The organism is Flavobacterium degerlachei (genome assembly GCF_900106645.1).
Lineage (GTDB): Bacteria > Bacteroidota > Bacteroidia > Flavobacteriales > Flavobacteriaceae > Flavobacterium > Flavobacterium degerlachei.
Genome location: NZ_FNMV01000008.1, coordinates 79,093 through 103,259, shown reverse-complemented (window position 1 = coordinate 103,259; position 24,167 = coordinate 79,093). Strand labels below are relative to the sequence as shown.

Below are 24,167 nucleotides of genomic sequence, written 5' to 3'. Positions count from 1 at the left end.
TTATCATAAGAAATTAGCAAGACTGAGTTTGAATCTTTTGTTATTGTAGTGGTCATATATTAGGTAGATAGCGACAACTTGAAACACAATTGAGAGTACAGAGCCCTCAAAACCAAAACCGCCTCCATTCCAGATACTAGGATTACTGTAGTTGATTTGTAATAAGGAGTAATGGTCGTTGCCACTGACATTAAAGCCAAAAATAGTTCCTTGAAAAAAATTCCAGCTAAAATGCAAAGCGATGGCAAACCATAATCTTCGCGTAAAAATGTAGCAGATACCCAAGAGAATTCCAGCAATGAAAAGGTCAAAGAGATTTAATATTGATATAAAATCATTGGCTATGTGCAATAGGCTGAAAAGTAATGCAGAAATAGCCAAAGCCACATACTTATTATACGACTTCATAAGAGTACTTAACATATATCCTCGGCACAGTATTTCTTCAGAAATAGCAACGCAAATGAAAAGCCCAACATTTAACAAAAGTTCAGTTAAATTAAAATGAATGGATTGAATGCTTATTTCATTGATTAAAAGCAAACTTAAAAAGCCCGTTGACATAATTACAAATCCAAGCAATAAGCCAAGGATTAGCTCTTTTTTGACAGATATGGTTTGAAAACCTAAACGGCCAAATGATTTTAGATCAATTTTTTTCTTTTGAAAAAGTAATACGGTTACAACAGTGCCTATAACCGTCGCAAATGAGGAAAAAAACGTTTGTAATGAGGTCCGGGGAAAGGTGTCACGATGCATATAATCATAACCTGAAAAATAGGCTGCCAATACTTGAAGGCTTCCTACAATAAAAATATAAGGCAGAATTATGGTTACGGCTTTATATAAACCCTGATGCTTGTCATTAAAAGGAATTTTCATTTATTTGACTTGTTTTAAATCTATTTTTTTATGATTTATAAAAAGTCGACAACTTACCTTAAAAAATCCAGAAATATTAGTTTTAACATGCAGTCTATCACCCTTTTTATCTGTCAAAATTCCCGACATTTTACTTGGAGTTATAAAGTTTAACTGCTCATCCTGAAGGGTGTCATTAATAAATAGCTTTTCGCCAGAAAACCAGTTGTTAGTTATTGTGATTAGGTTGTCATCATAATTTGCAATCCATTCGCTATTCATATTAGGTTAGTTTTGGGTTAAGTAAAAGGTTTTTATAGTTGGTTACTTCTTGATAGTATTAAAAGAAAAACGACATCTAAATATGAATTTTTTTGAAGCTTTTTTCCCTATCGTAAATAGACAACATTAAATTGGTAATAGCAATACCCACTTTTGGTGATATTTGGAAGCAGGAATATTTAAAGTGTTTTACTATACTAGTTTATGGGGTGTTGAATTCTCCAAAGTGCCATAGGATTCCGGATGGGTCGTGCAAGTAACATTCCTTTCCCCAAGGTTGTAAGCGAATAGGAGAAAGTTTAACACCGTCATATTTAAAAGGCAGATCTAAGGCTGTCAATTCATTATAGTATCGGTTTACGTTATCGACTTCCATAAAAACCATGGTGTTGTCAATCCAATCTTTGGTGTAATAATCTTGTAAATAGAAACCCAAGCCATCGGCTTCAAAATAAGACATATTGAAGGACAATACCGTTTCTTTAAAATTAAGATTTCGGTAAAAACTGCGAGATTGTTTGTAATCTTTAGCGCCTATAAAGGGACGTATTGATTTGGCTTTATGTTCCATTATTTTCTAAAATAAATTCAGTTAACTCTTAGCTACTTTTGGGTGCAGTCGAGCAATTACATGTTTAATTGATGGGTTTGCTAAAATGAAATGCACTGATGGTGAAATCTTCTTTTAAATACAGTTTGTGTGCCGCAGTTCTACTATGTCCACTATCCAAATGGATGGCTTTACAATCCTGTTCTGCAGCAACTTCATACAGATGTTTTAAAACAGTTGTAGCATGACCATTCCCTCTGGCCGATTCTAAAGTTGATAAATCATCGATATAAAGTATTTTACCACAATATAACATGCTATAAATACGATAGCCAGCAATTGAAACTACTTTGTTGTGCTCAAATACATACAAAAGGACATATCCTTCTTTTTGCATTTCTTTTATTTGATCTAAAAAAGTGGTGGGCTGGAGCATGGGCCTTAATAAATAGAGTGCTTCCCAACACATTCTGATTTCCTGATCTGTAACTGCGATTTTAACTGCTGCCATTTTTTATTGTTTTTAGAATGGTTTCAAAATGATAGTAACATGCTGATATTGTAGTACTAATGTAGTATTTATTTTTTATTTAATGATATGCTTTTTTTACTGACCTATAACAATAGTTCTAAAAGTGAGGTTTACTCGAGGTTTAGTTACTAGTTTGGTAGGAGGTAAGCGGTGTAACCAATGCGTTTGTGTTTGGTCTTTCATAACCAGAAGGCTGCCGTTTTGTAATATGCGGGAAACGGTCTCTTTGGTTTCTTTGTGTTTAAAGGCAAATTTGCGTTCAGCTCCAAAGCTTATGGAAGCTATGGCACCGTTTTTTTTGAGGTCTTTTTCGGCGTCGCTGTGCCAGGCCATACCTTCGTTACCATCATGGTACAAATTAAGTAAGCAGGAGTTGAAAGTTTGTCCAGTTGTGGCTTCGGCCAGTGCTTTTAGTTCCAGAAGAGCTGGAGTCCAAGGCAAGGCTTTCTTGGTAGTGTTGGAGTAGGTATAATTGAAGTTGGTATCTCCGTACCAAGCTACTTTTCGTTTGGTGAATATAAGTTTACCAAAAATGATTGCTTGGTCATTTTGCCAGGCGATATTTTCAAGTAGTTCATCCAGATATTCATTAGCCTTGACTTGCGACATCAAAGTCCCGTAATAGTTTACGGTCCCGTCTTTAGGCAATAGGTTTATATTTTCGTCTGGTTCTGTGCTGAATAAATCCATTGTTGGTATTTGCTTTTCATACAATGACCACAAGGTCGGAAATTGTTTTGAATTGCCTCGGCTTCGCAAGTAAAAAATACCCGATTTTCTCTTTTTAGCAGGTTGTCAGATTTGCAGTTTAGGGTTCCATAAATTTTAAGTTTATGGTTTCCACCAAAGACAATTAACTTCTGTTTGATTTTTGTGTTGGTCTCGGAGTCTATTAATTTATCGTGGAGAAGCATTTGTAATGGACTATAGATTTTTATAACTGTTTAATATGTCAATAAATTATACATAAAAAGATAAAATGGAACCAGTACGTGATTTTTTTATTTGGCGATTTCCTCTAAGACTTGCATTGGATTTCTTTTTGGTATAAGACGGATAACTGGTCTTTGAATAATGTTATTTATGGGATCCAATGGGAACTGAAATGCATAACTGTTTCCGCTCAAGAATAATATTCCGTGAATTAGTGATACTGGGAGAAAGTTTAATTTAGTCAGGAAGTAGTCACAGATTTTATTCCTATAATTAGTAATCAGAAAAGGAAAGGAATTCATCGCAAGATAAAGCTCTTTTATTCTTTTAGGGTCGGCTGTAATTTCTTTGTTGAATTCACAATATTTGATTTCTTTTTTTTGCCTTTTCAGGGCAATTAGGTCAGAAACCGATAGTGGTAAGCTTAGGGCAGAATGATAGAAAAAGAGACATTTAGCCACATCAATTAGAATCCACTTTTGTAATTCTTGGGAGTAGATTTCGTTAAAGGAATGTCCTCCTTTGGTTTGAGGCTCATCAGTAATAATTTTTAAGCCCCATTCTTTTACTTTCAAATCATTGATAACACAAAAGTTGTTATATACTTGCGCAAAATCACTGCAAACGCCACCTTCCCCATTAATCATTTTACGTATCGCACTTTCAGAGGAATTACCTAATCCTGGGCCGCCTTTTATATTGTTTCTAAGCCAATTTGCTATTTTTTCAGCTTTTTTTAGGTCAGTTAAATGTCCGTCAGTTTCGGTAAATATGGATTGGTTTAACTCAAAGTAAATTGACGGAATTTCATTTTTAGGGTTTATGTAATTATAGCACATATCTTCCATATCAGAAAAAGTTGACTTTTTAGAAATCAACTTAAACCGTATTTTATATAATAAAGAATGTCTCCTTAAATACCATTTTAAAGGTTTGTTCATAATTAAAAATATTAGGGATTCATGACTATTAAACTTAGTGTAAACTAGGGAATATTTTTGTTTAAAACTAAATTTAACGTTGATAATCAATAATATACGATTAAACACGCTCTTTTTTATAAGATTTAAAGGCCTCCAATTTAATTTGATAATCTCATGATAAATTAGACTTCTAATTTGTTGCGTTTATTTCTTGATATAGGCTGCCTGTTTTTTTATGGCTTTCCCTTGGGAAGATGCATCCAATATATTACAAAGATGGTATTGGGATAGTGACGTTGTAATTCAATTAAGTCGCATGATTTCGTATGTGAAACCCATGTAGAAGATCTTTTTGTTGTAGCGGGAAGAATAACAGTCCTAAATGCTCCTTACTAAAAAGTATAATTAACACGAATATTTTAGTGCAATCCTAATATTTGTAAGGCCTCATACTTTTGGTGCTTGCAAATAAATCATGCAATATACGAGTAGTAGCCCATTCTGTAAAAAGGACTTGAAAATGAAAAGGGCTTAGGTTTACTTCGGACGCGACTTCATCCAAGTCGGGATACTCCTTAAAATTAAGTTTGATATGGTCAATTGCTACTGCAATGCGTTTATAGTTAGTAGCTTCTTGTGAATTCATGAAGTTTCCTTTTGATACAGTAAAAATCGAAAGTATTTTGTCATTATGGAATCTGAAACTTGTTACTCTTAGTTAGAACTCTATTTCTTTTTGGTAGGCTCAGCTTTTGGAGCAGTGTTTGGTGCTCTAAAAATTTCTAATTCTTTTTTTACCAATCGTTGTTTCAGCCATAATGCCAGCTTTTCTTCTGAAGGCTTCTGTATGCCTTCTCTACTTTTGTAAATTAAGACAGGGACTGTTCTGGTACTGTCTGTGTTTTCATCGAAAGTATGATTCGATAAGGAAATATTTTCAATTTCTGGAAATAGGATTTTTACCTCAGCTAACAATGCTTTATTGTCATACCTGTTTTTGGCAATTTCATTTTTTAAGTTTAAGATAGTTACATCTTTTTTGCTCAATACCGACTTGTTGGAATTGATTTCATTTAAAATGTCACTTTTGAGGTCAGTGGTATCTTGCATAACCACTAATTTGGTATCGTTTATATCGTAGGTTGTTAATTTTTGATTGAGTAATTTTATTTCTGGATCAGTAAATCGTTTGGAAAGAACACCAAGCTGCAACGTTTTTGGCTTAGAATTAAAGTTTGTTTTCTTGTATAAAATAGCAATCCCTTTATTGGTAAATTCATTTTCCATGAAAATATCAACTTGATGTTGGTATTTTTTCTGCTCAATCAATTGGTACGCAAAATAAATACTCGGTAAAATTAATACTGTTATTAAGCTTGTAATAATGTATCGTACTTGTTTTTGATGTTTGTCATCTAGTTGTTTTTTGACAGGGTATTTTAAAAATTTGACAATGAAAAAGGTAGAAATACAGATAAATACACAATTTATGGAATACAAATACATGGCTCCAAAAAAGAATTTGAAGCTACCTAGTGCTAATCCATAACCAGCGGTACAAAGAGGAGGCATAAGGGCTGTAGCAATCGCTACCCCCGGAATGGGATTCCCTTTTTCAACTCGTGTTATTGCAATAGCCCCAACCAATCCCCCAAAAAAGGCGATAAGGATATCATAAATATTGGGTGAAGTCCTTGATAATAGTTCAGGCTGTGTTTCCTTAAAAGGACTAACATAGAAGTAAAGTGTAGATACCAATAAGCCTACAACTGTAGCTATCAACAGGTTTTTCAGGGATCTTTTGAGTAAATTAAAGTCATAGATCCCTAATCCGAAACCAGCACCTATGATGGGACCCATTAAAGGAGATATAAGCATTGCGCCTATGATTACCGCCGTCGAATTTACATTTAACCCTATCGATGCTACTACAATAGCGCACGCCAGAATCCATAAATTTGAACCTCTGAATGAAATGTTGGATTTTACATCCTCTAAAACCCTATGCTTATCTTCTTCGCCTTTGCTAAGATTGATATAGTCAAGTAATCTATTCATTGTTGTTTTCATCTGGAACTTCTTTTAAGGTATTTTTTAAAAAAAGAAAGCCTACTGTACCTGCTATTAATGATGAAAGTAAAATAATGAATTTAGCGTTGCTAATTATAGTTTGGTCATCAAAAGCAAGTAAAGTTATGAATATTGACATTGTAAACCCAATTCCACCTAAAAATCCTACACCAATGACTGTTTTCCAATTTAAGTCGTCGGGAAGTTTACACAATCCGGCAGAAACAGCCAAAAAGCTAAACAGATAAATACCCAATGGTTTTCCAACTATAAGTCCCAATGCAATTCCCAGACTGTAATGTTGTGCGATGGTTTCCCCAATATTCGAACTGATAACAATTGCTGTATTAGCCAAGGCAAAGACAGGAAGAATGAAAAATCCGACAGGTTTATGTAAAAAATGCTGTAAAATGGAAGAAGTCGATTTTTTATCTCCATTTCCAAAAGGTATTACAAAGGCCAATAGAACCCCCGTAACAGTTGCGTGAATACCTGAATGTAACATGAACCACCACATAATTACACCACCTATCAGGTATGGAATTAAATTTCGAACTTTCATTCTATTCATTATAAACAGAACTAACATTACACCCAGAGCACTAAATAAGTTTGTCCAAAGGATTGTTTTCGTGTAAAAAATCGCAATAACCATGATAGCACCCAAATCGTCAATAACCGCTAATGCTGTTAGGAAAATTTTCAAAGATAAAGGGACTCTGCTACCCAATAAAGATAGAATTCCCAATGCAAATGCAATGTCAGTAGCCATTGGAACACCTGCTCCAGCTTGCGCTATAGTTCCATAATTTAATAGTAAATATAAACCTGCAGGAACTAACATTCCACCTAAGGCGGCAAAAATAGGAAGTAACGCATCTTTTATATTAGACAATTCACCTTCATATATTTCTCTTTCTAATTCTAAACCAATAAGCAAGAAGAAAATAGTCATTAAACCATCGTTAATCCAATATTCTAAACTTTGACCAGCGATTACCGTGTGCCAAGTGTGTAGGTATTGCGACCCAAAAATTGAATTTGCCATGAATAATGAAAATATCGTACAGCCTATCAGGATAAGTCCACTGGATTTTTCATTGTTAAAAAATTCAACAAACAAATCGTTGTTATAAATCTTTTTTATTGCCTTCTTCATCTTTATTTTCATGTACTCTTTATTTTTTAACCAATACTCGGAAATTTTTCCGCTTTTATTTATAAATGCCGACCCATTATGGCTCGATTGACAAAAATAGCCAATTAGTAGGTAATCCCATTGTAGAAATGCATAATAATGTTTTAAAAATAAGCTGTCTAAATTTTTAAAAATGTTTTATGAGGTCCATTTTATTGATGTAATGCCAATAATCATTCTTAATTTAAAAGTATTTTATTGCAAATACGTGCTATAAATATTTTGTTTACAGTAGTTTATGAGCTGGTTTATACCTAGATACTTTTTAAGTGGAAGATTGCAAGCGCTTAAGAATTTTGTAAGAATTTAATCTTGCTTGGTGATCATAAATATGAGAAACTACCATTAGTTCGTCAATTTGAGTGTCATCAACAAACTGAGTTAGCGCCTCTTTAATTTCCAAAGGGTTTCCGATGAAAGAATAAGTCAAAAATTGCTTCATAACTTGTTGTGCTTCGGGGCTCGCTTTAAAACTTGAATCTGCGGGTTGAAGAGGATGCCTGTCATTAGTAAGAATACCTAAAAAAATCTTTTCCATCGAAGTAGCAATCAGTTTGGCCTCATCAGTAGTTGCTGCTGCTGTAACATTTACGCATGCAATCACATAGGGTTTCTTTAAATGTTCTGAAGGTTTGAAATTGCTTCTGTAGATCTTAAGTGCTTGATGTAGTTGCTGTGGCGCGAAATGGCTGGCGAATGCATAAGGCAATCCAAATGAAGCCGCTAATTTTGCACTCTCGGTACTTGAACCTAATATCCAAATTGGAATATCCAAGCCTTCACCAGGAATGGCTCTTACCTCTGAATTTTTGTTGTCTTCTGACAAGTATTGCTGTAATTCCCTTACTGTTTTTGGAAATTCAAAAGCAGCCTGGTCATCTCTTTGTAGTGCTCTAGCGGTATGTTGATCTGTGCCAGGTGCACGACCAAGCCCTAGATCTATTCTACCTGGATACAAAGAGGCAAGAGTACCAAATTGTTCAGCAATCACAAGCGGGGTATGGTTGGGCAGCATTATTCCACCAGAACCTACTCTTATTTTACTGGTGCCTCCTGCAATATGGCCTATTAAGATAGAAGTGGCAGAACTAGCAATACTTACCATATTATGATGTTCCGCTAGCCAGAAGCGGTGGTATCCTAAATTTTCGGCTTCCTGTGCCAGACTAAGACTGTTTTTAAAGGATTGTGCAGGAGTTTTGCCTTCTAAAACTAAGGCTAAATCCAGTATGGATAATGGAATACTATTAAAATTATTTTTCATTAGAATTAAAATTATAGGGTAGTTTTTTACTCCCTAATTTTTATAAAATTTTATTTTGTAATGCTTAAGCGACTATTTTTTCTAGCTGCTTTAGTGCTTGGTTTGTTTCTGATTTTTTATTTCTAGTTTCATCAGTAAATCAGTTTGATTGTCATCGCCCAAGGTAAAAACATGTTTATCAAATGCGACAAAGCCGTTTTTAGTATAGAATCCAATTGCCCTATGGTTTTCTTCCCAAACGCCTAACCAAATAAATGTGACAGGATTTATCTTTGCTATGTTTAGAACTTCATCAATAAAGAATTGCCCTACTTTTTTTCCATGAAACTCTTTTAGTACATAAATGCGTTGGATCTCCATTGCTTCGTTTTCTAATATTTCGGTTTGTGCTTTTCGAAAATTTATTTTTAAGTAGCCAATGGTTTTATTGTCTAAAGTAGCCAGATAAAAAGAGGAATCCGGATTATTAAACTCTATAGTTAATTGGGCTGTATTAAAGCTTTCTTCGAGGTAATTGGAAATATTTTCAGCAGAATTGACAGCTGCAAAAGTTTCAGTAAAAGTTTTGCTACCTATTTTTTGTATTGATTGTAGGTCGGTAAAGGAGGCTTTTCTAATTTCTATTTGACTCATATTATTTGATAGAATATTTTGAATTTATTCTCAACTTCAAAATTAAGATAAATTAAAATTGAAACCATTTTTAATTTCTATTTCCCCATAGAACTATTCAATTTACAAATAGCTATTTCTTATTTTCAATTTGTACTTTTGGGTAATTATTGAAAAGAACCTGTAATAGGAATATTTATGAAAATTGTCATCTCTCCAGCCAAATCGTTAAACTTCGAAAAAGAATTACCTACTGCAACTTATACTCAACCTATATTTTTAAAAGAATCAAGACAGATTCAAAAAGTATTGAAAAAGGAATCTCCAAAAGATTTGTCGGAACTGATGCATATTTCAGAGAAACTGGCTGATTTAAACTGGCAGCGCAATCAAGATTGGACAACACCGTTTACTCCTGATAATGCACGTCCTGCCATTTATGCTTTTGACGGGGATGTATACACTGGTTTAGATGCGTATTCTATCCCAATAGATAAATTAGAGACATTACAAGATAGTTTACGAATTTTATCTGGATTGTATGGATACCTAAAACCTTTAGACTTAATGCAAGCCTATCGATTGGAAATGGGAACAAAATTACCCATTGGCGAAAGCAAAAATTTATATGAATTTTGGAAAAATACTATTACTAAAAGCCTCAATAAAGAGCTGAAGGAAGGAGAATTATTTGTCAATTTAGCAAGTAACGAATATTTTTCGGCTATAGATACTAAGGCGCTAAAAGTTCCTGTGATTACACCCGATTTTAAAGATTACAAAAATGGGAAATTAAAAATCATCAGTTTTTTTGCCAAAAAGGCGAGGGGAATGATGGTGCGTTATATTATAGATACAAAGGCCAAAACAATTGACGATTTAAAAGGATTCAATTATGATGGATATCAATTTGATGCAAACTTGTCTAAGGGAAACCATCTTGTTTTTACCAGATAATCTATTCGACCTAAAATAAAAAATGCCGGTATCACTGATGATATCGGCATTTTTTTATGGCTATTAATGCATGGCGTCTGCCGGATTAATTTTGTTTTTTCCTTTTTTGATCAAAAAGACAATTGGAATACAGCACAGAAACATAACTCCGAGATACATAAAAATATCCATATATGACAATACGGTGCTTTGTTTCATAACTGAATAGTCGATGGCTTGGTAGGCTTTATTCAATGCTTCGTTTGAAGTAAACCCTTTTGACATAAATCCTTTTTGCAACAGCAACAATCGTTCTTGCACCTCATATTTGCTTCCATCTAGATGCGCTACTAAGTTTACGCGGTGTTCTTGATTGAACCTCGTGATAAAGGTGGTAATTATTGCAATTCCAAAAGAACCTCCCAGCTGTCTCATCATACCTGTAAAGGCGGCACCTTCACCAATATTCTTTCCAGATAAAGTGGAGAGTGACAAAGTGGTGATGGGGACAAAAAGTAGTCCTAATCCAATTCCTCTTAAAATCAATGACCAATATAAATGCTCAGTCCCAGTATCTGGCGTCATGTTGTTACGCATCATAAGGGTAAATACAAAGAAAATTAAAAAGCCTAAAGCAATCATGTATCCTTGTGGAACACCTTTCTGAATTAATTTACCAATAATAGGCATCATAAAGGCGGTGGTTATAGATCCGGGAATCAGTAATAGTCCAGCATCAGTAGCGGTCCATCCTAAAACAGACTGTGTGTAAATAGGAATTATTAAAGTAGAACCATATAGTCCAAAACCTAGAATAAAAGCCATTAAGGTACCAATCCTTAAATTACCATCTTTCAGTACACTTAAATTTACGATTGGGAATTTATAGGTTAATTGTCTCCAGATAAATAATATTAGACCAAATACCGAAACTGCACTTAGTAGCACAATTAATTTGTTATTAAACCAGTCGTCTTGTTGACCATGTTCCAATACAAACTGCAAAGAACCAATGAACGAAGCTAAAAGGATGATTCCTATCCAGTCGACCTGATTTGCCTTTAGTTTTTCACCATATTTTGGGCTTCGAACAAAACTTAATGTCAAAAGGGTAGCGATAATACCTAACGGAATATTTATGTAAAAGATATAGGGCCATGAAAAATGATCTACTAAATATCCTCCTAATGGCGGACCTAAGGTAGGACCAACAATAACACCCATACCATAGATGGCTTGTGCCATTCCTCGTTTAGCAATAGGATAACTCTCTGTAATGATTGTTTGTGCAGTAACCAATAATGCACCACCACCAAGGCCTTGAATAAATCGGAATGCGACCAGCTCCCATATATTCGTTGCATTACCACATAAAAAAGAGGCAACGGTAAATATAATAATGGAAACAGCAAAATAATTACGTCTCCCAAATTGTTGCGAAAGCCAACTCGTCATTGGTATTACAATTACATTAGCAATTGCATAGGCCGTAATTACCCAAGCAACATCTGTAAGTGTAGCCCCAAGACTTCCTCTCATATTGGTAAGTGCGACATTAACGATAGTCGTATCTACAATTTCCAGCAATGCACAAAGTACTGCTGTTATTGTAATAATAACCCGTCTAAAACCGTATTCAACTAAATCGTCTTCTCCTTGTCCTTGTACCATTTTATTTTATATGTACGTCAACATCCACGTTCATTCCTGGACGTAATAATTTTATTTTTTCAGCATCATTGTCGGCATCAATACTGATTTTTATGGGTAATCTTTGAATCGTTTTTACGAAGTTACCAGTAGCATTATCAGGAGGTAAAATAGAGAAACGAGCCCCTGTTGCAGGTGAAAATGAAGTTACTGTACCGTTAAAATCATAATCAGGATACGCATCTACTTTTATAGTTACCTTTTGTCCAGTAACCATTTTGTTTAATTGTGTTTCCTTGAAATTAGCTACAACCCATGCCTCATTGTTGTTTATGATGTAAAAAAGAGATTGTCCTGGTTGTACTAATTGTCCTGGTTGAATGTCAATTTTAGAAACTTGACCGTCAATAGCAGCAGTTACAGCTGTGTAGGTTAGATTTAGTTTTGCTGAATCAAGTAAAGCTTTGGCTCTTTTAATATTGGCAGCTGCCACGTCCGTTTGTTTGTCTGTTGCTTTTGATTTGGCTACAATTACTGATTTTTGGAAAGCAGATGCTTTTTCCTGTTGTTCTAAAATACGCACTTGACTTTCTGCTTCTTGCTTTGCAGCTAAAGCTTGTTCGTATTGTTGTTTTGTAATTGTATGGCTTTTGTATAAATTATTGTATCTGTTGTAATCACTAGTAAGTCGACCCAATCTGATTTTGGCGGTTTCGATATTTCCTCCTGCGGATTTTACATTGGCGTCAGACACTGAAATACTTGCTAAAACACTATTAATATCTTCTTTAGAAACCTCAAAATTTCCTTCTGCAGCAGCTAAATTTGCAGTTGCTTCATCAATTTTTAATTGGTAATCCATTTTGTCAATCGTAAATAAAGTATCTCCTTTTTTTACAAAATCATTATCCTTGATATATACTTTCTTTACATAGCCAGATACTCTAGGAATAATAGGGTTCATGTTTTTTTCTATCTGGGCATCATCTGTACCTTCATGAGAAAGGGAGTGAATGTATTTATAAGTTCCATAAGCAAAACCTAATAGCACCAAAGAAGCTATTATAATGATAAACTTTGTGTTTGTTTTTTTCTTTGTCATTTTGGTGTCGATTATATTTTTGAAAGATTGAAGGTTTGGTTTAGTTGACCAGTCACAGAAAGCAACTCGTAATATTTTTGGATGACATTTGCTTTCGCCAATGTTTTATTAATGTTAGAACCTAATTGTTCTACATCGGCTTCTAATAAATCATTGGTGTCAGAGAGTCCGTTATCATACTTGTCTCTTATAATTCTGTAATTTTCTGATGCCTGTTCAACGGCTTGATTGTAGACTAAATCTTGTTTTAACGCTAAGTCATAATCTTCAATGGCTTTCTGAACTTGTATTTTAATGTAATCAGTAAGCATTGCTCCAGAATTTTGTATTTCCAAAGCCTTGCTTTCGGCAATTTTTACATTCGTACCATTTTTAAGAATACCGCTTAAGTCATAAGATACACCAACGCCAATATTCATCGCGTTTTGAACGGTAATTACATTTTTTAGATCTAATGCCGTGTATCCGCCAATAAGAGAAATAGTAGGGTAGTAGCCACTCTTGGCAATTTGAATATTAGCAAGACTTGCTTTTTCTTGCAATCGAATGGCTTCTAAATCTTTACGATTTACTAATGCAGGTTCCTCGTTAGTGGGAACATTAGTCATCTGAAAGTTCGCAAAATCACTTTCTCTTATTTCCAATTTGGTCTTAGGATCCATTTTTAAGAGACTGGCGAGTTCAAAGTTTACAACGTTTAGTTCGCTTATAGCTCTGTCTAATGATAGTTGCACTTTAGAAACTTGGAGTTGTGACTTTAATAAATCATTTCTGGGAATGATTCCATTTTTTTCTAGTTCAATAAAATCATCCACACGTTGTTGTGCGCTTTTTTGATTCTCTTTTAATAGCTCTACCGTTTTTTGGGCTTTATATAAACCGGCATAATAATTAACAACTTGCATGGCAACTTCTTCCTTTGTTTGCATAGCGCTTGCTGTTTCTGCCTGATACATATTATCATAGGCCTTAATGCTGCTTTGTATTTTAAAACCTGCAAATAGTGGCAGACTTGCATTAACCTGTCCAAGCATTAATTGATCAACGACTGGAAGTGGCTCTGAATCTGAAGTTTTGTTCAGTTTCAAATCAATAGAAGCTTTCGTTAAACGTTGATACTGTCCCGCGACTTTCAAATCAGGGTATCTGTTGTTTTTTACAGATTGCAACTCGTATTTTTTTGTTGCTACTTTGGCATTAGCCAAATTTACTTCATTACTTTTTTCCCAAGCCATATGGATGGCTTCATCGAGTGTTAAGCTCTTTTTTTGTTGCGCTTCGATGGATGAAATTCCAATAAAGAAAATCCCAAAGAGCATTAATTGACTAACTTTCATATATCAGAAGTGCTTTTATTGTTTGTTGAATGTGTTTTGTCAGATTGGTTTTTATGTAATTGTTGTATAATTCCTCTGTATCTAGATTTAATAGTTCTACGAAGTATTCTTTATTCATATGAAAATGAAAAAAAGTACCTAAAATAGTTGGCGTAACTAGTGGGATTGAAATGTCGTTTTTAAAAACACCCTTTTCTTGTCCATCTTTAATAATGGTCTCGAGTGATTTAAAATTGTTTTTTCGAAGTTCATTAAAAGCTTTGAAAGTGGTATCTCTTTTTTTACTTGCAACTTCAAAGTGTAATATTCTATAAATTCCTTTGTTCGAATTGATCTGATGGATGTAAATTTCAATCAGTTTGTTAATTTTAGCTGCAGGTTCAATATTCTCTGTTACCAAATTACCTATTAGCGTTTTTAAATTTTTAGTTCTAAACATGACTAAAGACTCTAATAATCGTTCTTTAGAGCCGAAATAATAGGATACCATGGCGATATTGATCTTGGCTTCCTTAGAAATATTTCTAATTGAAGTACCATCAAAACCTTTTTCAGCAAATAGTGTTTCCGCTACCTGTAGAATGTGAATTTGTTTATCGTTAAAAGTTTCTTCCGCTAACATTTGTATTTATTATGGCACAAAATTAAACAACTGTTTAAATTAAACAACTGTTTGATTTTTATTTTAACATAAAATTAACATAAAGTTCGACTCGTTCCTATTTGTTGCAATTATGGGAATACTGATCTTTTTTTTGTTGAGACTGAATAGTGGGCAAGTAAACATTACAGTTTATCAGTGTCGGTTTTTTAGTTTCAATATTTAAGTAATCGATAATAGTATTAAATAAAACCCAATTGCTATAGAATAAATGAACGTTCATTCTTTTTTTTGTAAATTTGTACTCTTCAATAATAAGAAAACGATTTATCATAAATAAATAGCAATATGGGGCAACTTCAAAAAAGTAAAATTAAACGTTCAGCACTATTAAGTGCTACGCTTAGTTTAGTTAACAACGGAGGGATTCAAGGTGCTTCTATGGCTAAAGTGGCCAAGGTTGCTAATGTTTCTCCCGCTACTATTTATCTCTATTTTGAAAACAAACAGGATTTAGTTAACCAATTGTATCTAGATGTAAAAGTCTCTTTTGCAACAGCGGCATTTGAAGGATACGAACAGAATATAACTGTAAAAAAAAGTTTTGAACGCATCTGGTATAATATGTCAAGTTTTAAATTGGAGCATAACGAGGAAGCTTCTTTTTTATCTCAATGTGATAATACGCCCATGATTGACGAAAAAACTAGGCAAGAAGGACTTTTACACATGACTCCGCTTTTTGATCTATGGTTGCGCGGTATAAATGAAGGGATTATAAAAGATATTTCGCACTATTTACTTTATGCTTATAGCATATATCCGATGGCTTTTTTAATGAACATGCAAAATAGAGGGCTTTGCGAATTAAATGATAAAGTACTGAAAGAATCTTTTGAAGCTGCATGGGGTAGTATTTGTGCGAAACAAGAATAGAGAGAATAGAATAAAGAGCATATAATAGAGAGAATAGAAAAAATAATAAGTAATAAAACAAAATATAAAAATGGAATTAATAGAAAAATTAAAATGGCGTTATGCTGCTAAAGCAATGAACGGTGAAAAAGTATCTCAAGACAAAATAGACACGATTATTGAAGCGGCTTCACTAGCACCTACTTCAAGTGGTTTACAACCTTTTGAGATAATGGTTGTGACCAATCCAGAAGTAAAAGCAAAAATAAGAGAAATTGGATGGAACCAATCTGTGATTACTGATTGTTCGCATTTACTTGTGTTTGCAGCTTGGGATACGTATACGGCAGAGCGTATTAATAAAATGTTTGATCTTACTAATGAGGTTCGTGGTTTTGAGAATGAAGGATGGGAAAATTACCGCCAAATGTTATTGAATAGCTACCCACAAAAAGATGCTGAAGAAAACTTTCAACATGCTGCAAGACAAGCATACATTGCTTTTTCACAATCTATCGCAGCCGCTGCTTTTGAAGGTGTTGACAGTACGCCAATCGAAGGTTTTGATCCAGCTGCATTAGACCAAATTCTAAACCTGAAAGAAAAAGGACTTAGAAGTTGTGTCATATTGGCTTTGGGTTACAGAGACTCAGATAAAGACTGGCTGGTAAATTTGACAAAAGTTAGAAAAAGCAAAGAAGACTTGGTAACATATATAGACTAATACTAGTTGAAAATCATCTAGTTGTAAATTCCATTTTTGTCACTAGATAATAGTTTACAAGATTATCGATAAAGAAATTATTTCAATAATGGAAAATCGTAAATGAATATAAAAACAAAGAAAATGAATCATACTATTTTATTAAATAATAGACCAGCGGGAAAACCACAGTTATCTGACTTCGCTTTGATAACCGAAGAACAACCGCAAATACAATCTGGAGAAATACTATTAAGAACAAGCTATGTTTCAGTAGATCCTTATTTAAGAGGGCGAATGAGTGATGCAAAATCATATGTTCCGCCATTTGAATTGAATAAGCCAATAAGCTCAGGGATTATCGCTGAGGTGATGGAATCCAATAACGCTGATTTTAGTAAAGGGGATTACGTTTCTGGAATGTTAGAATGGAAGGAATTTCAAAAATCTAACGGGACGGGATTAACTAAAGTTGATACGACAAGCATTCCTCAATCAGCCTATTTAGGTGTTTTAGGGATGACTGGATTAACGGCTTATCTAGGTTTAACCGAAATAGGAAAACCTCAAAAGGGTGAAACTATCGTAGTTTCTGGAGCTGCGGGTGCAGTAGGAAGTATCGTAGGACAAATAGCTAAGATTTTAGGTTGCCGAGTTGTAGGTATTGCTGGAACAGATGAAAAGGTAGAAATGCTGAAATCAGAATTTGGTTTTGATGCTGCCATTAATTACAATACAACCACTAATATGACAGAAGCTATTGCTGCTGCTTGTCCAGACGGAGTCGATGTTTATTTTGACAATGTGGGAGGCGAAATTTCGGATGCGGTTCTTTTTAATATTAATAAATTTGCTCGAATGATTATTTGTGGGGCAATATCAGTTTATAATGAAACATCTATTCCCCAAAGTATCAGCGTACAACCATTTTTAGTGAAAAATAGCGCGCTAATGCAAGGGTTTATTGTAAGTAATTACGCGACTAAATTCCCAGAAGCTGTGAAGCAATTGGCGACATGGTTACAAGAAGGAAAGCTGACTTACACAGAAACAGTGGTGGAAGGTTTTGATCAGATTCCACAAGCTTTTATTGATCTCTTTGAAGGAAAGAATAAAGGTAAAATGGTCGTTAAAATTTAATAACTCTTTATAAAATAGAATCTAAAAAAACAGCCCTGCATTTTTGTTTAGGGCTGTTTTTGGTTTATGCTTATTTGTCCTCAGGAACTGCTGTTCAGTTTCTCAGCTGTTTCGGTTCATATAAACTTATTTAGATTTGTTTGCACAATGAATGCATTTTATAAAATAAATAGTATATATTTCTAACTTGTTAACCTGATATTAATAATATGAAAAATAGAATAGATAAAAACCGAATATTGGAAGATTGTATCCAAAAACAGAATGAGTTGATTGAAAATTATAAAAAGCGTGAGGCTGAAATCAACGAAGATACTTTTAGTCAAAAAGAATCTGCCAGCCAGAGTGAAGATCGCAGAGCTGGTAAATATGAATTGCTAAAAGCTATAGGTGATGAACTTGCTTTTGCACAACAAGGACTCGCTTTCCTAGATTCATTAGACGTGACAAAGGAAAGTTCAGTTGTGGAGCCAGGAGCAGCTGTCGTTACAGACCAATTGACTTTTTTTATAGGTATTTCCAGCGAAAAAGTGGAAATGGACGGAGTGACAATCGTAGGAATTTCAACTAAAGCCCCAATTTACGCAAACATGAGAGGTTTAGAAAAAGGAAGTTCCTTTCAGTTTAATGACACTAATTATGTCATTGAAGATTTATATTAAAAGTTAAAGAAAAAATAAACTTTTTTTTTGAAAGATTAAAAGATAGCTGATTTTTTAGTTTCCCACTTGGGAAACTAAATGCTATCTAAACATCATTAGTATTTACATTTTTCTGTAAAATTACATTAAATCGATGCCGATTTATGGAGCGCCATTGTTAATTTTATGCTCTTTAAGATACTGTTTGTTCAATTGAACAAGCGAATCGGTTTTTGGGTAACGATTTCTATCAATCTCAATTTGTATCGTTTCAGTATCAACGGCTGCAAATTCCTCTTTATTTTATCGACATAATGATGGAGCTGATTACTAAATATACATGGGAGTAAACGGACAATTTAGCGGTTATTAGACACTAAAGTGTTGGTGTTTAAAAGTATAGTTTTGGTTTGAGTCAATTGTTAATACAAAGCTGCCGTTCATTTGAATAATCGCAGAAAGTTAATTTTGATAAACCAATGTTTATAGGGCTTTTTAACAAAATACAACAAAATGTGTTATTTCTAAAAAAACAAATAAAAACGTAATATTTTAAGGTTTTTTTAAGGAAAACACATAGTTTTGCTATCTTAGCTATATCAAACTATCAAAAAACTATTTATGAGATTTAACCAATTTATTTTAGGTGTACTATTTATGATAATAGGACCTGCAGTTATGAATGCCCAAACAGTGAAAGGAACTGTAACGGATGAAAATGGACAAGCGTTGCCTTTTTCAAATGTTGTGGACCAAGCAACATCGCAAGGAGTGACCACAGACGGAAATGGTAATTTTGCAATTACAGTAAAAGGATTTCCTGTTACATTGGTTGCTAAATACGTAGGATACCAAAATAAAAGTATAGAAGTAACAAGTGCTGCTACCGCTATTGTTTTTAAGTTGAACCCTAATAACAGTCTAGATGAGGTTGTTGTTACTGGAAATAGATCAAAAGTGCGTAGTGTATTAAATTCGGCAGTTCCGATAGATAAATTGTATGCTGAAGATCTTAAGTCTAGTGGACAAGTAACGTTTGACAAAATGTTAGCATACAAAATCCCTTCATTTAATTCTAGTACTCAGGCTATATCTGATGCGACTGCTCACTTTGACCCAGCAGATTTACGTGGATTAGGGCCAAGCCGTACCTTAGTTTTGGTAAACGGAAAAAGAAAAAATCAAAGTGCATTAGTGTATATCAATGATACTCCCGGAAAAGGTGAGGTAGGAACTGATATGAAAAGTATTCCTTTTTCAGCAATCGAAAGAGTTGAGGTACTTCGTGATGGAGCTTCTTCTCAATACGGATCTGATGCAATTGCAGGGGTAGTAAATATTATCCTTAAAAAGCAAACTAATTTTACAGAAGTAAATCTTACATCTGGGGTGACTTCACAAGGAGATGGTTTCAATTTTGGAGCTGATTTGAACTCAGGATTTAAAATTGCTGACAAAGGTTTTGTAAACTTCAATCTTTCTTATTTGGATCAAAAGAAAACGAACAGAGCTGGGAAACCAGGGAAAGACGATTTGTTTGGAGTAGCTGCAGACGATGCTGACTGGGGAGATTGGTTAAGTAAAAACCCAGACCTAGGAATGACTATCGGACAACCAGATTCTAAAATGGGAGCTTTAGTAGTGAATGCTGAATATCCTCTTTCTGACAATACTACGCTTTATGCTTTTGGAGATATAAATGTTAGAAAAGGAACGAGTTTTGCTTTGTATAGAACTCCTTATTGGATTTCAGATCCTAACAATTTATTACATGATGCTGGAACAACTTACAATGGTTTTCAACCAACTTTTAAAACGGATATTTTTGATAATTTGGGATCTATTGGGATAAAAACTACATTGTTAGGTTTTAATTCGGATTTCAGTTTAACAGCGGGTTCTAATAAAGTAGATTATACTGTTGATAGTACCTTAAATCCTTCATTGGGTGCAAGTAGTCCAACCTCATTTAATGTTGGTGGATATTCTTTTAGCCAATTAGTAGGTAATGCTGATTTTAGCAGAACTTTTGATAAAGTAACTTTTGGTTTTGGTACAGAATTAAGAAAAGAGCGTTTTGAAGCAAGAGCAGGTCAAGAAGAATCTTATATAAATGGAGGAGCACAGTCTTTTCCTGGATTACAACCTGCAAATGCATTGAATGAAGATCGTAATAACGTAGGAGTTTATACTACCTTAGATTATGATGTGTCAGATGCTTTCTTAATAGGAGGATCTTTAAGATATGAGAACTATTCAGATTTTGGAGATAACTTCTCTTGGAAAGTAAACTCTCGTTACAAACTGAATAGTGATGTTGTAGTAAGAGCTTCTTACAGTACAGGATTTAGAGCACCGGCTTTACACCAAATTTATTTGAGTAATATTCAAACGCTTGTTTCTGGTGGTACAATTTCTAATCAAGGGACTTTTAACAATGTGGATCCAGCAGTTATTGGATTAGGTGTTCCTCAATTACATGCTGAGAAATCTGAAAATATATCTACAGGTATTACTTTTAGATCAGGTGCTAATTTTTCTGCATCTCTTGATTTCTACCATATAAAAGTTAAAGACCGTGTTCTGTTTTCAGGAGAGGTTGGATTTGATGCAGATGATACAACAACTAACCCAGTTGAAGAAGTGTTAATTGCTAATGACATTACAAGTATGAAGTTTTTTATCAACGCTGTTAACACTATAACTAAAGGTGTTGATGTTGTTTTGAACTACAAAAATGTAGAATTAGGAAACGGAAAACTAGCATTTAGTTTAGCATCTAATATTGCTAATACTAAAATTGATGGACAAATTGCTACACCATCTATTTTGAAGGCTAACGGATATGACATCTTTAACCGTAAAGAACAAGGTAGAATTTTAAGTGCTAGACCTAATACAAAAGTATTGTTAGGGACTAATTATGATTTGAACAAAGCTAGTCTTATTTTCAATAATACTTATTTTGGTGAAGTTACTTGGCAGCATGCTACTGATATCTCAAAAGATCAAACTTTTGCAGGGAAAGTTATTACTGACTTAGGAGTTGCTTACAAATTCACAAGTACAATATCAGCTAATGTGATGGTAAACAATTTATTCAATGTTTATCCTGATGAAATAGATACTAAAGGTGATGTAGTTACCGACTTAGGTGGTCGTTTTAAATATGCATGGGAAGTAAACCAATTTGGTTTTAGTGGAACAACTTTTTCAGCAGGATTAAACTTTAAGTTCTAAAACGAACTAAAATACAATTATAAAAAAACGGGATTTATTCCCGTTTTTTTTATGCTTATTTTTAAGCGACTCCATACAGCTAGTCGTAGCAATTTATGCGTTTCTTAAAATTTGATATTTAAAGGAAATGCTGTTTTATTAGGAGGCTTTTGTTCTAATAATTTGTATTTGTTGTTTACAGCGCTTTAAAGGTATAAAAAAAGTGAGTTTCGTTATGAAACTCACTTTCTATTTATTAATCTAGATGATTAACGTCTGTCGTATCTTTTGTGGTCATTTTTATCATGTCCTTTTTGATTGCTATTACTAGCATATCTGTTATTTTTATGATATTTTGACTCTTTTTTATTATAGTCTATTCGGTTATCATTTCGATACTGAACCGTTCTTTGATTCTCTCCTCTATAACCTACATAATATCTTGTTTTGTCATTATTGTAGTTAGTATAAGGTCTGTTTCCGTGATAATCATTCAATGCTACTTTATATCCATTGTTTACATCATACCTTCTGTATTGATTAGGTAAATTTCTAGAGCGTTTCCAGTTTCCTCTTTCTAGATAAATGTACTGATTAGCTCGTACATCATAGTAGGATTGAATGTCAGGCATGTAATAATAGCCTACAGCTACATTCCTTGAATTATGATAAACAGGAGCTGTTCCTATGTTAAGATTTATTGAAAGTTGCGCATTTGATGTGCTTGATACAAGTAGAATTATTCCAGCGGCAATTAGTTTTAAAGTTTTCATATTTTCTATATTTTAGAATTGTAATTAAATTTTTTTATGCGTTTCGTATATACATTTTCTGTAATTCCAACAACTGTGCCACAGTAATTTTTTAACGTTTTATTGGGCTGTAGAAGTTGGAGGCTATTACTAACGGTGTGTTTTTAAAACACTAAAAGCAAGCGGTTTACGCTTGCTTTTAATTTAATGGTGCAATTTATAGAAAATTGAGGTTTTAATCCTTTTAGGAACTAAAATACCTCTGTAACTAAGCTTTGTGATTTTTTATTATTTTTTTTACGAGTATAGCTCATCTTAGTAGGAAGTTGCGGACTGATTTGCTTCATATGTTGCTCTGCTTGGTATTTATTAAAGTTGTCCCATACTGGAGGAGAACTTGTTTTTTGACCGCACATAGCATCTATACATACATTGTCGTCTTTGTACTTGTCGTGTAAAACGGCCAAAATTTTAAAGAAAAATTCATCTAGTAATACAATTGCATCAAATTCAGCTTTGAATGTGATGTAGTTCGTGTCTGAGGGATTAAGTAATTGTAATAAGTCCAATACTTCTTCCTTTTCTTCTTTATTGATTTCAGTTGCGTAACCGTATTTTAGAGTTTTAAAAACTAAATTATTCCAAGCTACACTATCATGACTCCATTTAATATCCGGTAGATTCAACGCGTGTTCACAGATTAGAACAATAGAAAAAAGAACATCATTTAAATATGTTGCAGGAAATTCATCAAAGCTTCTAAATTCAAAACCGCTTTGGTACATTTTTTCCTGATTGAAATCAAGACCAACTTCTGGGAGTAATTCATATTCCATCTCCGATTCGATTTGATCTCTCCACCAAATGTTTTCTTCTTTTTCAAACTTCAATAGTTTTCTGAAATCGTCTACTTTGTAAGTTAGAATTTTTCCTCTAGGCATTGATTTGTTATATGTGCCTACGCCAATGTATCGTGACATAGCATTACGCATAGAACCTAAAGTAAAGTTTTTATCTAAATCATACTTGTTACTAATCACTCCCATGATATCAGGACTTCCTAGTGTAGCTATAAAAAATGGCTCAAACCATTGTAACAAATAAATAGCGTTAGCATGTGTTTTGTCAAAAGTTTCGTAGTCTACAATTCTGCTATTTTCTGCAAGGGTAGGTAATGTAATATGAAAATGATAGGTACCGTTGTTAAACAAAACAAGATTTTCCTGATTGGTCATAAACATATTAATTCCCTTGTTGTAATCAGGGAAATTTAGTTTTTCCTTGAGTACGCCTGATTCATTGATTTTATCGAGGAATAATTTTTTGGTCGCTTTTAACTCATTACAAGAATCAAGAATGGTTCTGTTTTCAAAGTATTTTGTTACAAACTCGATAGAATCACCATCAAAATGCACGGAACCCATCGTTTTTTCTCTTTGGGTAATCATACTTTGAATATTGTAGGGTTGGTTCTCTAGAAAAAGTTCCATGATAGACTGTCCTGAGTACTCAGGATTGTCTATGGATTGAGGTTTTACTTCAGCATTGTCAGCGTGATTCCCTAATAGGGTAACGGCTGGAATCGTTTTGTGCTGGAAGTTGATATCCATTTTTTCTAATGAATGACTATTAATCATTCGGCTAACCTTGTATTCTTTATTTAAACCAAAAGCTTTTTTTAACAAAGGAGTTAAGCTTTCCGGTTTGTAGCATTTTCTATAATCAAGACTATATTTTTCAAAACCAATTCTTTCTTGTATAAATTCACCAGAGACTATTAAGGATTCTTCTAATTGCATGTAGGTTTCGTTTTCTAATCCAATACCCCAATAATATTTTTGTGTCTGATTTTCTTTCATTTATACGAGTTCTTTTTTTTATGGTTAATGACTTTTCTTTTTTTATTTGAGTACAAAATTCTAAAGGTTGTAAATTATTTAAATACA

General features: G+C 33.7%; 24 protein-coding genes. 6 read left to right on the top strand and 18 right to left on the bottom strand.

Translation table 11 applies throughout. The features are described 5' to 3' along the window. Nucleotides 1-3: 3 nt before the first annotated feature. The 12 genes from BLV91_RS09580 to BLV91_RS09525 all read right to left on the bottom strand — a co-directional run bounded on the left by BLV91_RS09580 (nt 4) and on the right by BLV91_RS09525 (nt 9,246). Entirely contained in the window at nt 4-882 is an 879-nt protein-coding gene (locus BLV91_RS09580; RefSeq protein ID WP_091432288.1) for a CPBP family intramembrane glutamic endopeptidase, read from the bottom strand. Further along, nucleotides 883-1,143 carry a hypothetical protein gene (locus BLV91_RS09575; RefSeq protein ID WP_091432284.1) on the bottom strand — a complete coding sequence of 87 codons (261 nt, stop codon included), beginning with the start codon at nt 1,141-1,143 and terminating at the stop codon, nt 883-885. A 202-nt stretch (nt 1,144-1,345) separates the two neighbouring features. Then, nucleotides 1,346-1,714 carry a VOC family protein gene (locus tag BLV91_RS09570; protein ID WP_091432279.1) on the bottom strand — a complete coding sequence of 123 codons (369 nt, stop codon included), beginning with the start codon at nt 1,712-1,714 and terminating at the stop codon, nt 1,346-1,348. 64 nt (nt 1,715-1,778) lie between these two features. Further along, entirely contained in the window at nt 1,779-2,204 is a 426-nt protein-coding gene (locus tag BLV91_RS09565) for a GNAT family N-acetyltransferase (RefSeq protein ID WP_091432276.1), read from the bottom strand. A gap of 96 nt (nt 2,205-2,300) precedes the next feature. After that, on the bottom strand, nt 2,301-2,915 hold the full coding sequence (locus tag BLV91_RS09560) for an alpha-ketoglutarate-dependent dioxygenase AlkB family protein (protein ID WP_091432273.1): 615 nt from the start codon (nt 2,913-2,915) through the stop codon (nt 2,301-2,303). Beyond that, nucleotides 2,879-3,139: an Ada metal-binding domain-containing protein gene (locus tag BLV91_RS09555; protein WP_091432270.1), complete on the bottom strand. Its 261-nt coding sequence runs from the start codon at nt 3,137-3,139 to the stop codon at nt 2,879-2,881. Before BLV91_RS09555 ends, BLV91_RS09560 begins: the two co-directional genes overlap by 37 nt. 87 nt (nt 3,140-3,226) lie before the next feature. Then, nucleotides 3,227-4,099, bottom strand: a complete 873-nt coding sequence (locus BLV91_RS09550; protein ID WP_245709649.1) for a transglutaminase domain-containing protein — start codon at nt 4,097-4,099, stop codon at nt 3,227-3,229. Between the two features lie 412 nt (nt 4,100-4,511). Then, on the bottom strand, nt 4,512-4,727 hold the full coding sequence (locus BLV91_RS09545) for a helix-turn-helix transcriptional regulator (RefSeq protein ID WP_091432267.1): 216 nt from the start codon (nt 4,725-4,727) through the stop codon (nt 4,512-4,514). Between the two features lie 80 nt (nt 4,728-4,807). After that, a complete protein-coding gene (locus BLV91_RS09540) occupies nt 4,808-6,151 on the bottom strand; it encodes a TIGR00341 family protein (protein ID WP_091432265.1) in 1,344 nt (447 codons plus the stop codon). Beyond that, the gene (nhaA, locus tag BLV91_RS09535) at nt 6,132-7,322 is read right to left on the bottom strand and encodes a Na+/H+ antiporter NhaA (RefSeq protein WP_175513987.1); all 1,191 of its coding nucleotides are present in this window, start codon (nt 7,320-7,322) and stop codon (nt 6,132-6,134) included. The genes BLV91_RS09540 and nhaA overlap by 20 nt, the downstream gene beginning before the upstream one ends. Before the next feature lie 292 nt (nt 7,323-7,614). Next, nucleotides 7,615-8,613: an LLM class flavin-dependent oxidoreductase gene (locus BLV91_RS09530; protein WP_091432261.1), complete on the bottom strand. Its 999-nt coding sequence runs from the start codon at nt 8,611-8,613 to the stop codon at nt 7,615-7,617. 90 nt (nt 8,614-8,703) lie between these two features. Next, nucleotides 8,704-9,246 carry a GNAT family N-acetyltransferase gene (locus BLV91_RS09525; RefSeq protein WP_091432258.1) on the bottom strand — a complete coding sequence of 181 codons (543 nt, stop codon included), beginning with the start codon at nt 9,244-9,246 and terminating at the stop codon, nt 8,704-8,706. 177 nt (nt 9,247-9,423) lie between these two features. Between BLV91_RS09525 and yaaA the strand changes: the two genes are divergently transcribed. Next, a complete protein-coding gene (gene yaaA, locus BLV91_RS09520; RefSeq protein ID WP_091432255.1) occupies nt 9,424-10,182 on the top strand; it encodes a peroxide stress protein YaaA in 759 nt (252 codons plus the stop codon). A 63-nt stretch (nt 10,183-10,245) separates the two neighbouring features. On the opposite strand, the gene BLV91_RS09515 is transcribed toward yaaA, so the two are convergent. From BLV91_RS09515 to BLV91_RS09500, 4 genes are read right to left on the bottom strand one after another with little or no spacing between them, the layout of a single operon-like run. Continuing rightward, nucleotides 10,246-11,832 carry an MDR family MFS transporter gene (locus tag BLV91_RS09515; RefSeq protein WP_091432252.1) on the bottom strand — a complete coding sequence of 529 codons (1,587 nt, stop codon included), beginning with the start codon at nt 11,830-11,832 and terminating at the stop codon, nt 10,246-10,248. Nucleotide 11,833: 1 nt separating this feature from the next. After that, nucleotides 11,834-12,913, bottom strand: coding sequence for an HlyD family secretion protein (locus BLV91_RS09510; protein ID WP_091432249.1), 1,080 nt, complete (start codon nt 12,911-12,913; stop codon nt 11,834-11,836). An 11-nt stretch (nt 12,914-12,924) separates the two neighbouring features. Continuing rightward, nucleotides 12,925-14,250 (bottom strand): TolC family protein, encoded by a 1,326-nt coding sequence (locus BLV91_RS09505; protein ID WP_091432246.1) that lies wholly within the window; start codon nt 14,248-14,250, stop codon nt 12,925-12,927. After that, the gene (locus tag BLV91_RS09500) at nt 14,240-14,872 is read right to left on the bottom strand and encodes a TetR family transcriptional regulator (protein WP_091432243.1); all 633 of its coding nucleotides are present in this window, start codon (nt 14,870-14,872) and stop codon (nt 14,240-14,242) included. Before BLV91_RS09500 ends, BLV91_RS09505 begins: the two co-directional genes overlap by 11 nt. A gap of 327 nt (nt 14,873-15,199) precedes the next feature. Here BLV91_RS09500 and BLV91_RS09490 point away from each other — a divergent pair, with 327 nt between their 5' ends. The 5 genes from BLV91_RS09490 to BLV91_RS09470 all read left to right on the top strand — a co-directional run bounded on the left by BLV91_RS09490 (nt 15,200) and on the right by BLV91_RS09470 (nt 21,490). Further along, entirely contained in the window at nt 15,200-15,787 is a 588-nt protein-coding gene (locus BLV91_RS09490) for a TetR/AcrR family transcriptional regulator (RefSeq protein WP_091432237.1), read from the top strand. Nucleotides 15,788-15,857: 70 nt separating this feature from the next. Continuing rightward, complete coding sequence (locus BLV91_RS09485) at nt 15,858-16,490, top strand: NAD(P)H-dependent oxidoreductase (protein ID WP_091432234.1); 633 nt, start codon at nt 15,858-15,860, stop codon at nt 16,488-16,490. A 123-nt stretch (nt 16,491-16,613) separates the two neighbouring features. Next, nucleotides 16,614-17,609: an NADP-dependent oxidoreductase gene (locus BLV91_RS09480; RefSeq protein WP_091432543.1), complete on the top strand. Its 996-nt coding sequence runs from the start codon at nt 16,614-16,616 to the stop codon at nt 17,607-17,609. A gap of 209 nt (nt 17,610-17,818) precedes the next feature. After that, nucleotides 17,819-18,271: a hypothetical protein gene (locus BLV91_RS09475; RefSeq protein WP_091432232.1), complete on the top strand. Its 453-nt coding sequence runs from the start codon at nt 17,819-17,821 to the stop codon at nt 18,269-18,271. Between the two features lie 600 nt (nt 18,272-18,871). Then, entirely contained in the window at nt 18,872-21,490 is a 2,619-nt protein-coding gene (locus BLV91_RS09470) for a TonB-dependent receptor (protein ID WP_091432230.1), read from the top strand. A gap of 248 nt (nt 21,491-21,738) precedes the next feature. On the opposite strand, the gene BLV91_RS09465 is transcribed toward BLV91_RS09470, so the two are convergent. Together BLV91_RS09465 and BLV91_RS09460 are read right to left on the bottom strand one after the other, a co-directional pair. Next, complete coding sequence (locus BLV91_RS09465) at nt 21,739-22,242, bottom strand: hypothetical protein (protein ID WP_091432227.1); 504 nt, start codon at nt 22,240-22,242, stop codon at nt 21,739-21,741. 230 nt (nt 22,243-22,472) lie between these two features. Continuing rightward, nucleotides 22,473-24,080, bottom strand: coding sequence for a hypothetical protein (locus tag BLV91_RS09460; protein WP_091432225.1), 1,608 nt, complete (start codon nt 24,078-24,080; stop codon nt 22,473-22,475). Between the last annotated feature and the right edge of the window lie 87 nt (nt 24,081-24,167).

Coding starts and splice junctions, on each gene's coding strand:
- BLV91_RS09555 (WP_091432270.1), bottom strand. CDS start 3,139: ATGCTTCTCCACGATAAATTAATAGACTCCGAGACCAACACAAAAATC.
- BLV91_RS09510 (WP_091432249.1), bottom strand. CDS start 12,913: ATGACAAAGAAAAAAACAAACACAAAGTTTATCATTATAATAGCTTCT.
- BLV91_RS09490 (WP_091432237.1), top strand. CDS start 15,200: ATGGGGCAACTTCAAAAAAGTAAAATTAAACGTTCAGCACTATTAAGT.
- BLV91_RS09540 (WP_091432265.1), bottom strand. CDS start 6,151: ATGAAAACAACAATGAATAGATTACTTGACTATATCAATCTTAGCAAA.
- BLV91_RS09525 (WP_091432258.1), bottom strand. CDS start 9,246: ATGAGTCAAATAGAAATTAGAAAAGCCTCCTTTACCGACCTACAATCA.
- BLV91_RS09505 (WP_091432246.1), bottom strand. CDS start 14,250: ATGAAAGTTAGTCAATTAATGCTCTTTGGGATTTTCTTTATTGGAATT.
- BLV91_RS09530 (WP_091432261.1), bottom strand. CDS start 8,613: ATGAAAAATAATTTTAATAGTATTCCATTATCCATACTGGATTTAGCC.
- BLV91_RS09475 (WP_091432232.1), top strand. CDS start 17,819: ATGAAAAATAGAATAGATAAAAACCGAATATTGGAAGATTGTATCCAA.
- BLV91_RS09570 (WP_091432279.1), bottom strand. CDS start 1,714: ATGGAACATAAAGCCAAATCAATACGTCCCTTTATAGGCGCTAAAGAT.
- BLV91_RS09470 (WP_091432230.1), top strand. CDS start 18,872: ATGAGATTTAACCAATTTATTTTAGGTGTACTATTTATGATAATAGGA.
- BLV91_RS09465 (WP_091432227.1), bottom strand. CDS start 22,242: ATGAAAACTTTAAAACTAATTGCCGCTGGAATAATTCTACTTGTATCA.
- BLV91_RS09550 (WP_245709649.1), bottom strand. CDS start 4,099: ATGAACAAACCTTTAAAATGGTATTTAAGGAGACATTCTTTATTATAT.
- BLV91_RS09515 (WP_091432252.1), bottom strand. CDS start 11,832: ATGGTACAAGGACAAGGAGAAGACGATTTAGTTGAATACGGTTTTAGA.
- BLV91_RS09500 (WP_091432243.1), bottom strand. CDS start 14,872: ATGTTAGCGGAAGAAACTTTTAACGATAAACAAATTCACATTCTACAG.
- BLV91_RS09560 (WP_091432273.1), bottom strand. CDS start 2,915: ATGGATTTATTCAGCACAGAACCAGACGAAAATATAAACCTATTGCCT.
- yaaA (WP_091432255.1), top strand. CDS start 9,424: ATGAAAATTGTCATCTCTCCAGCCAAATCGTTAAACTTCGAAAAAGAA.
- nhaA (WP_175513987.1), bottom strand. CDS start 7,322: ATGAAAATAAAGATGAAGAAGGCAATAAAAAAGATTTATAACAACGAT.
- BLV91_RS09545 (WP_091432267.1), bottom strand. CDS start 4,727: ATGAATTCACAAGAAGCTACTAACTATAAACGCATTGCAGTAGCAATT.
- BLV91_RS09575 (WP_091432284.1), bottom strand. CDS start 1,143: ATGAATAGCGAATGGATTGCAAATTATGATGACAACCTAATCACAATA.
- BLV91_RS09460 (WP_091432225.1), bottom strand. CDS start 24,080: ATGAAAGAAAATCAGACACAAAAATATTATTGGGGTATTGGATTAGAA.
- BLV91_RS09565 (WP_091432276.1), bottom strand. CDS start 2,204: ATGGCAGCAGTTAAAATCGCAGTTACAGATCAGGAAATCAGAATGTGT.
- BLV91_RS09480 (WP_091432543.1), top strand. CDS start 16,614: ATGAATCATACTATTTTATTAAATAATAGACCAGCGGGAAAACCACAG.
- BLV91_RS09485 (WP_091432234.1), top strand. CDS start 15,858: ATGGAATTAATAGAAAAATTAAAATGGCGTTATGCTGCTAAAGCAATG.
- BLV91_RS09580 (WP_091432288.1), bottom strand. CDS start 882: ATGAAAATTCCTTTTAATGACAAGCATCAGGGTTTATATAAAGCCGTA.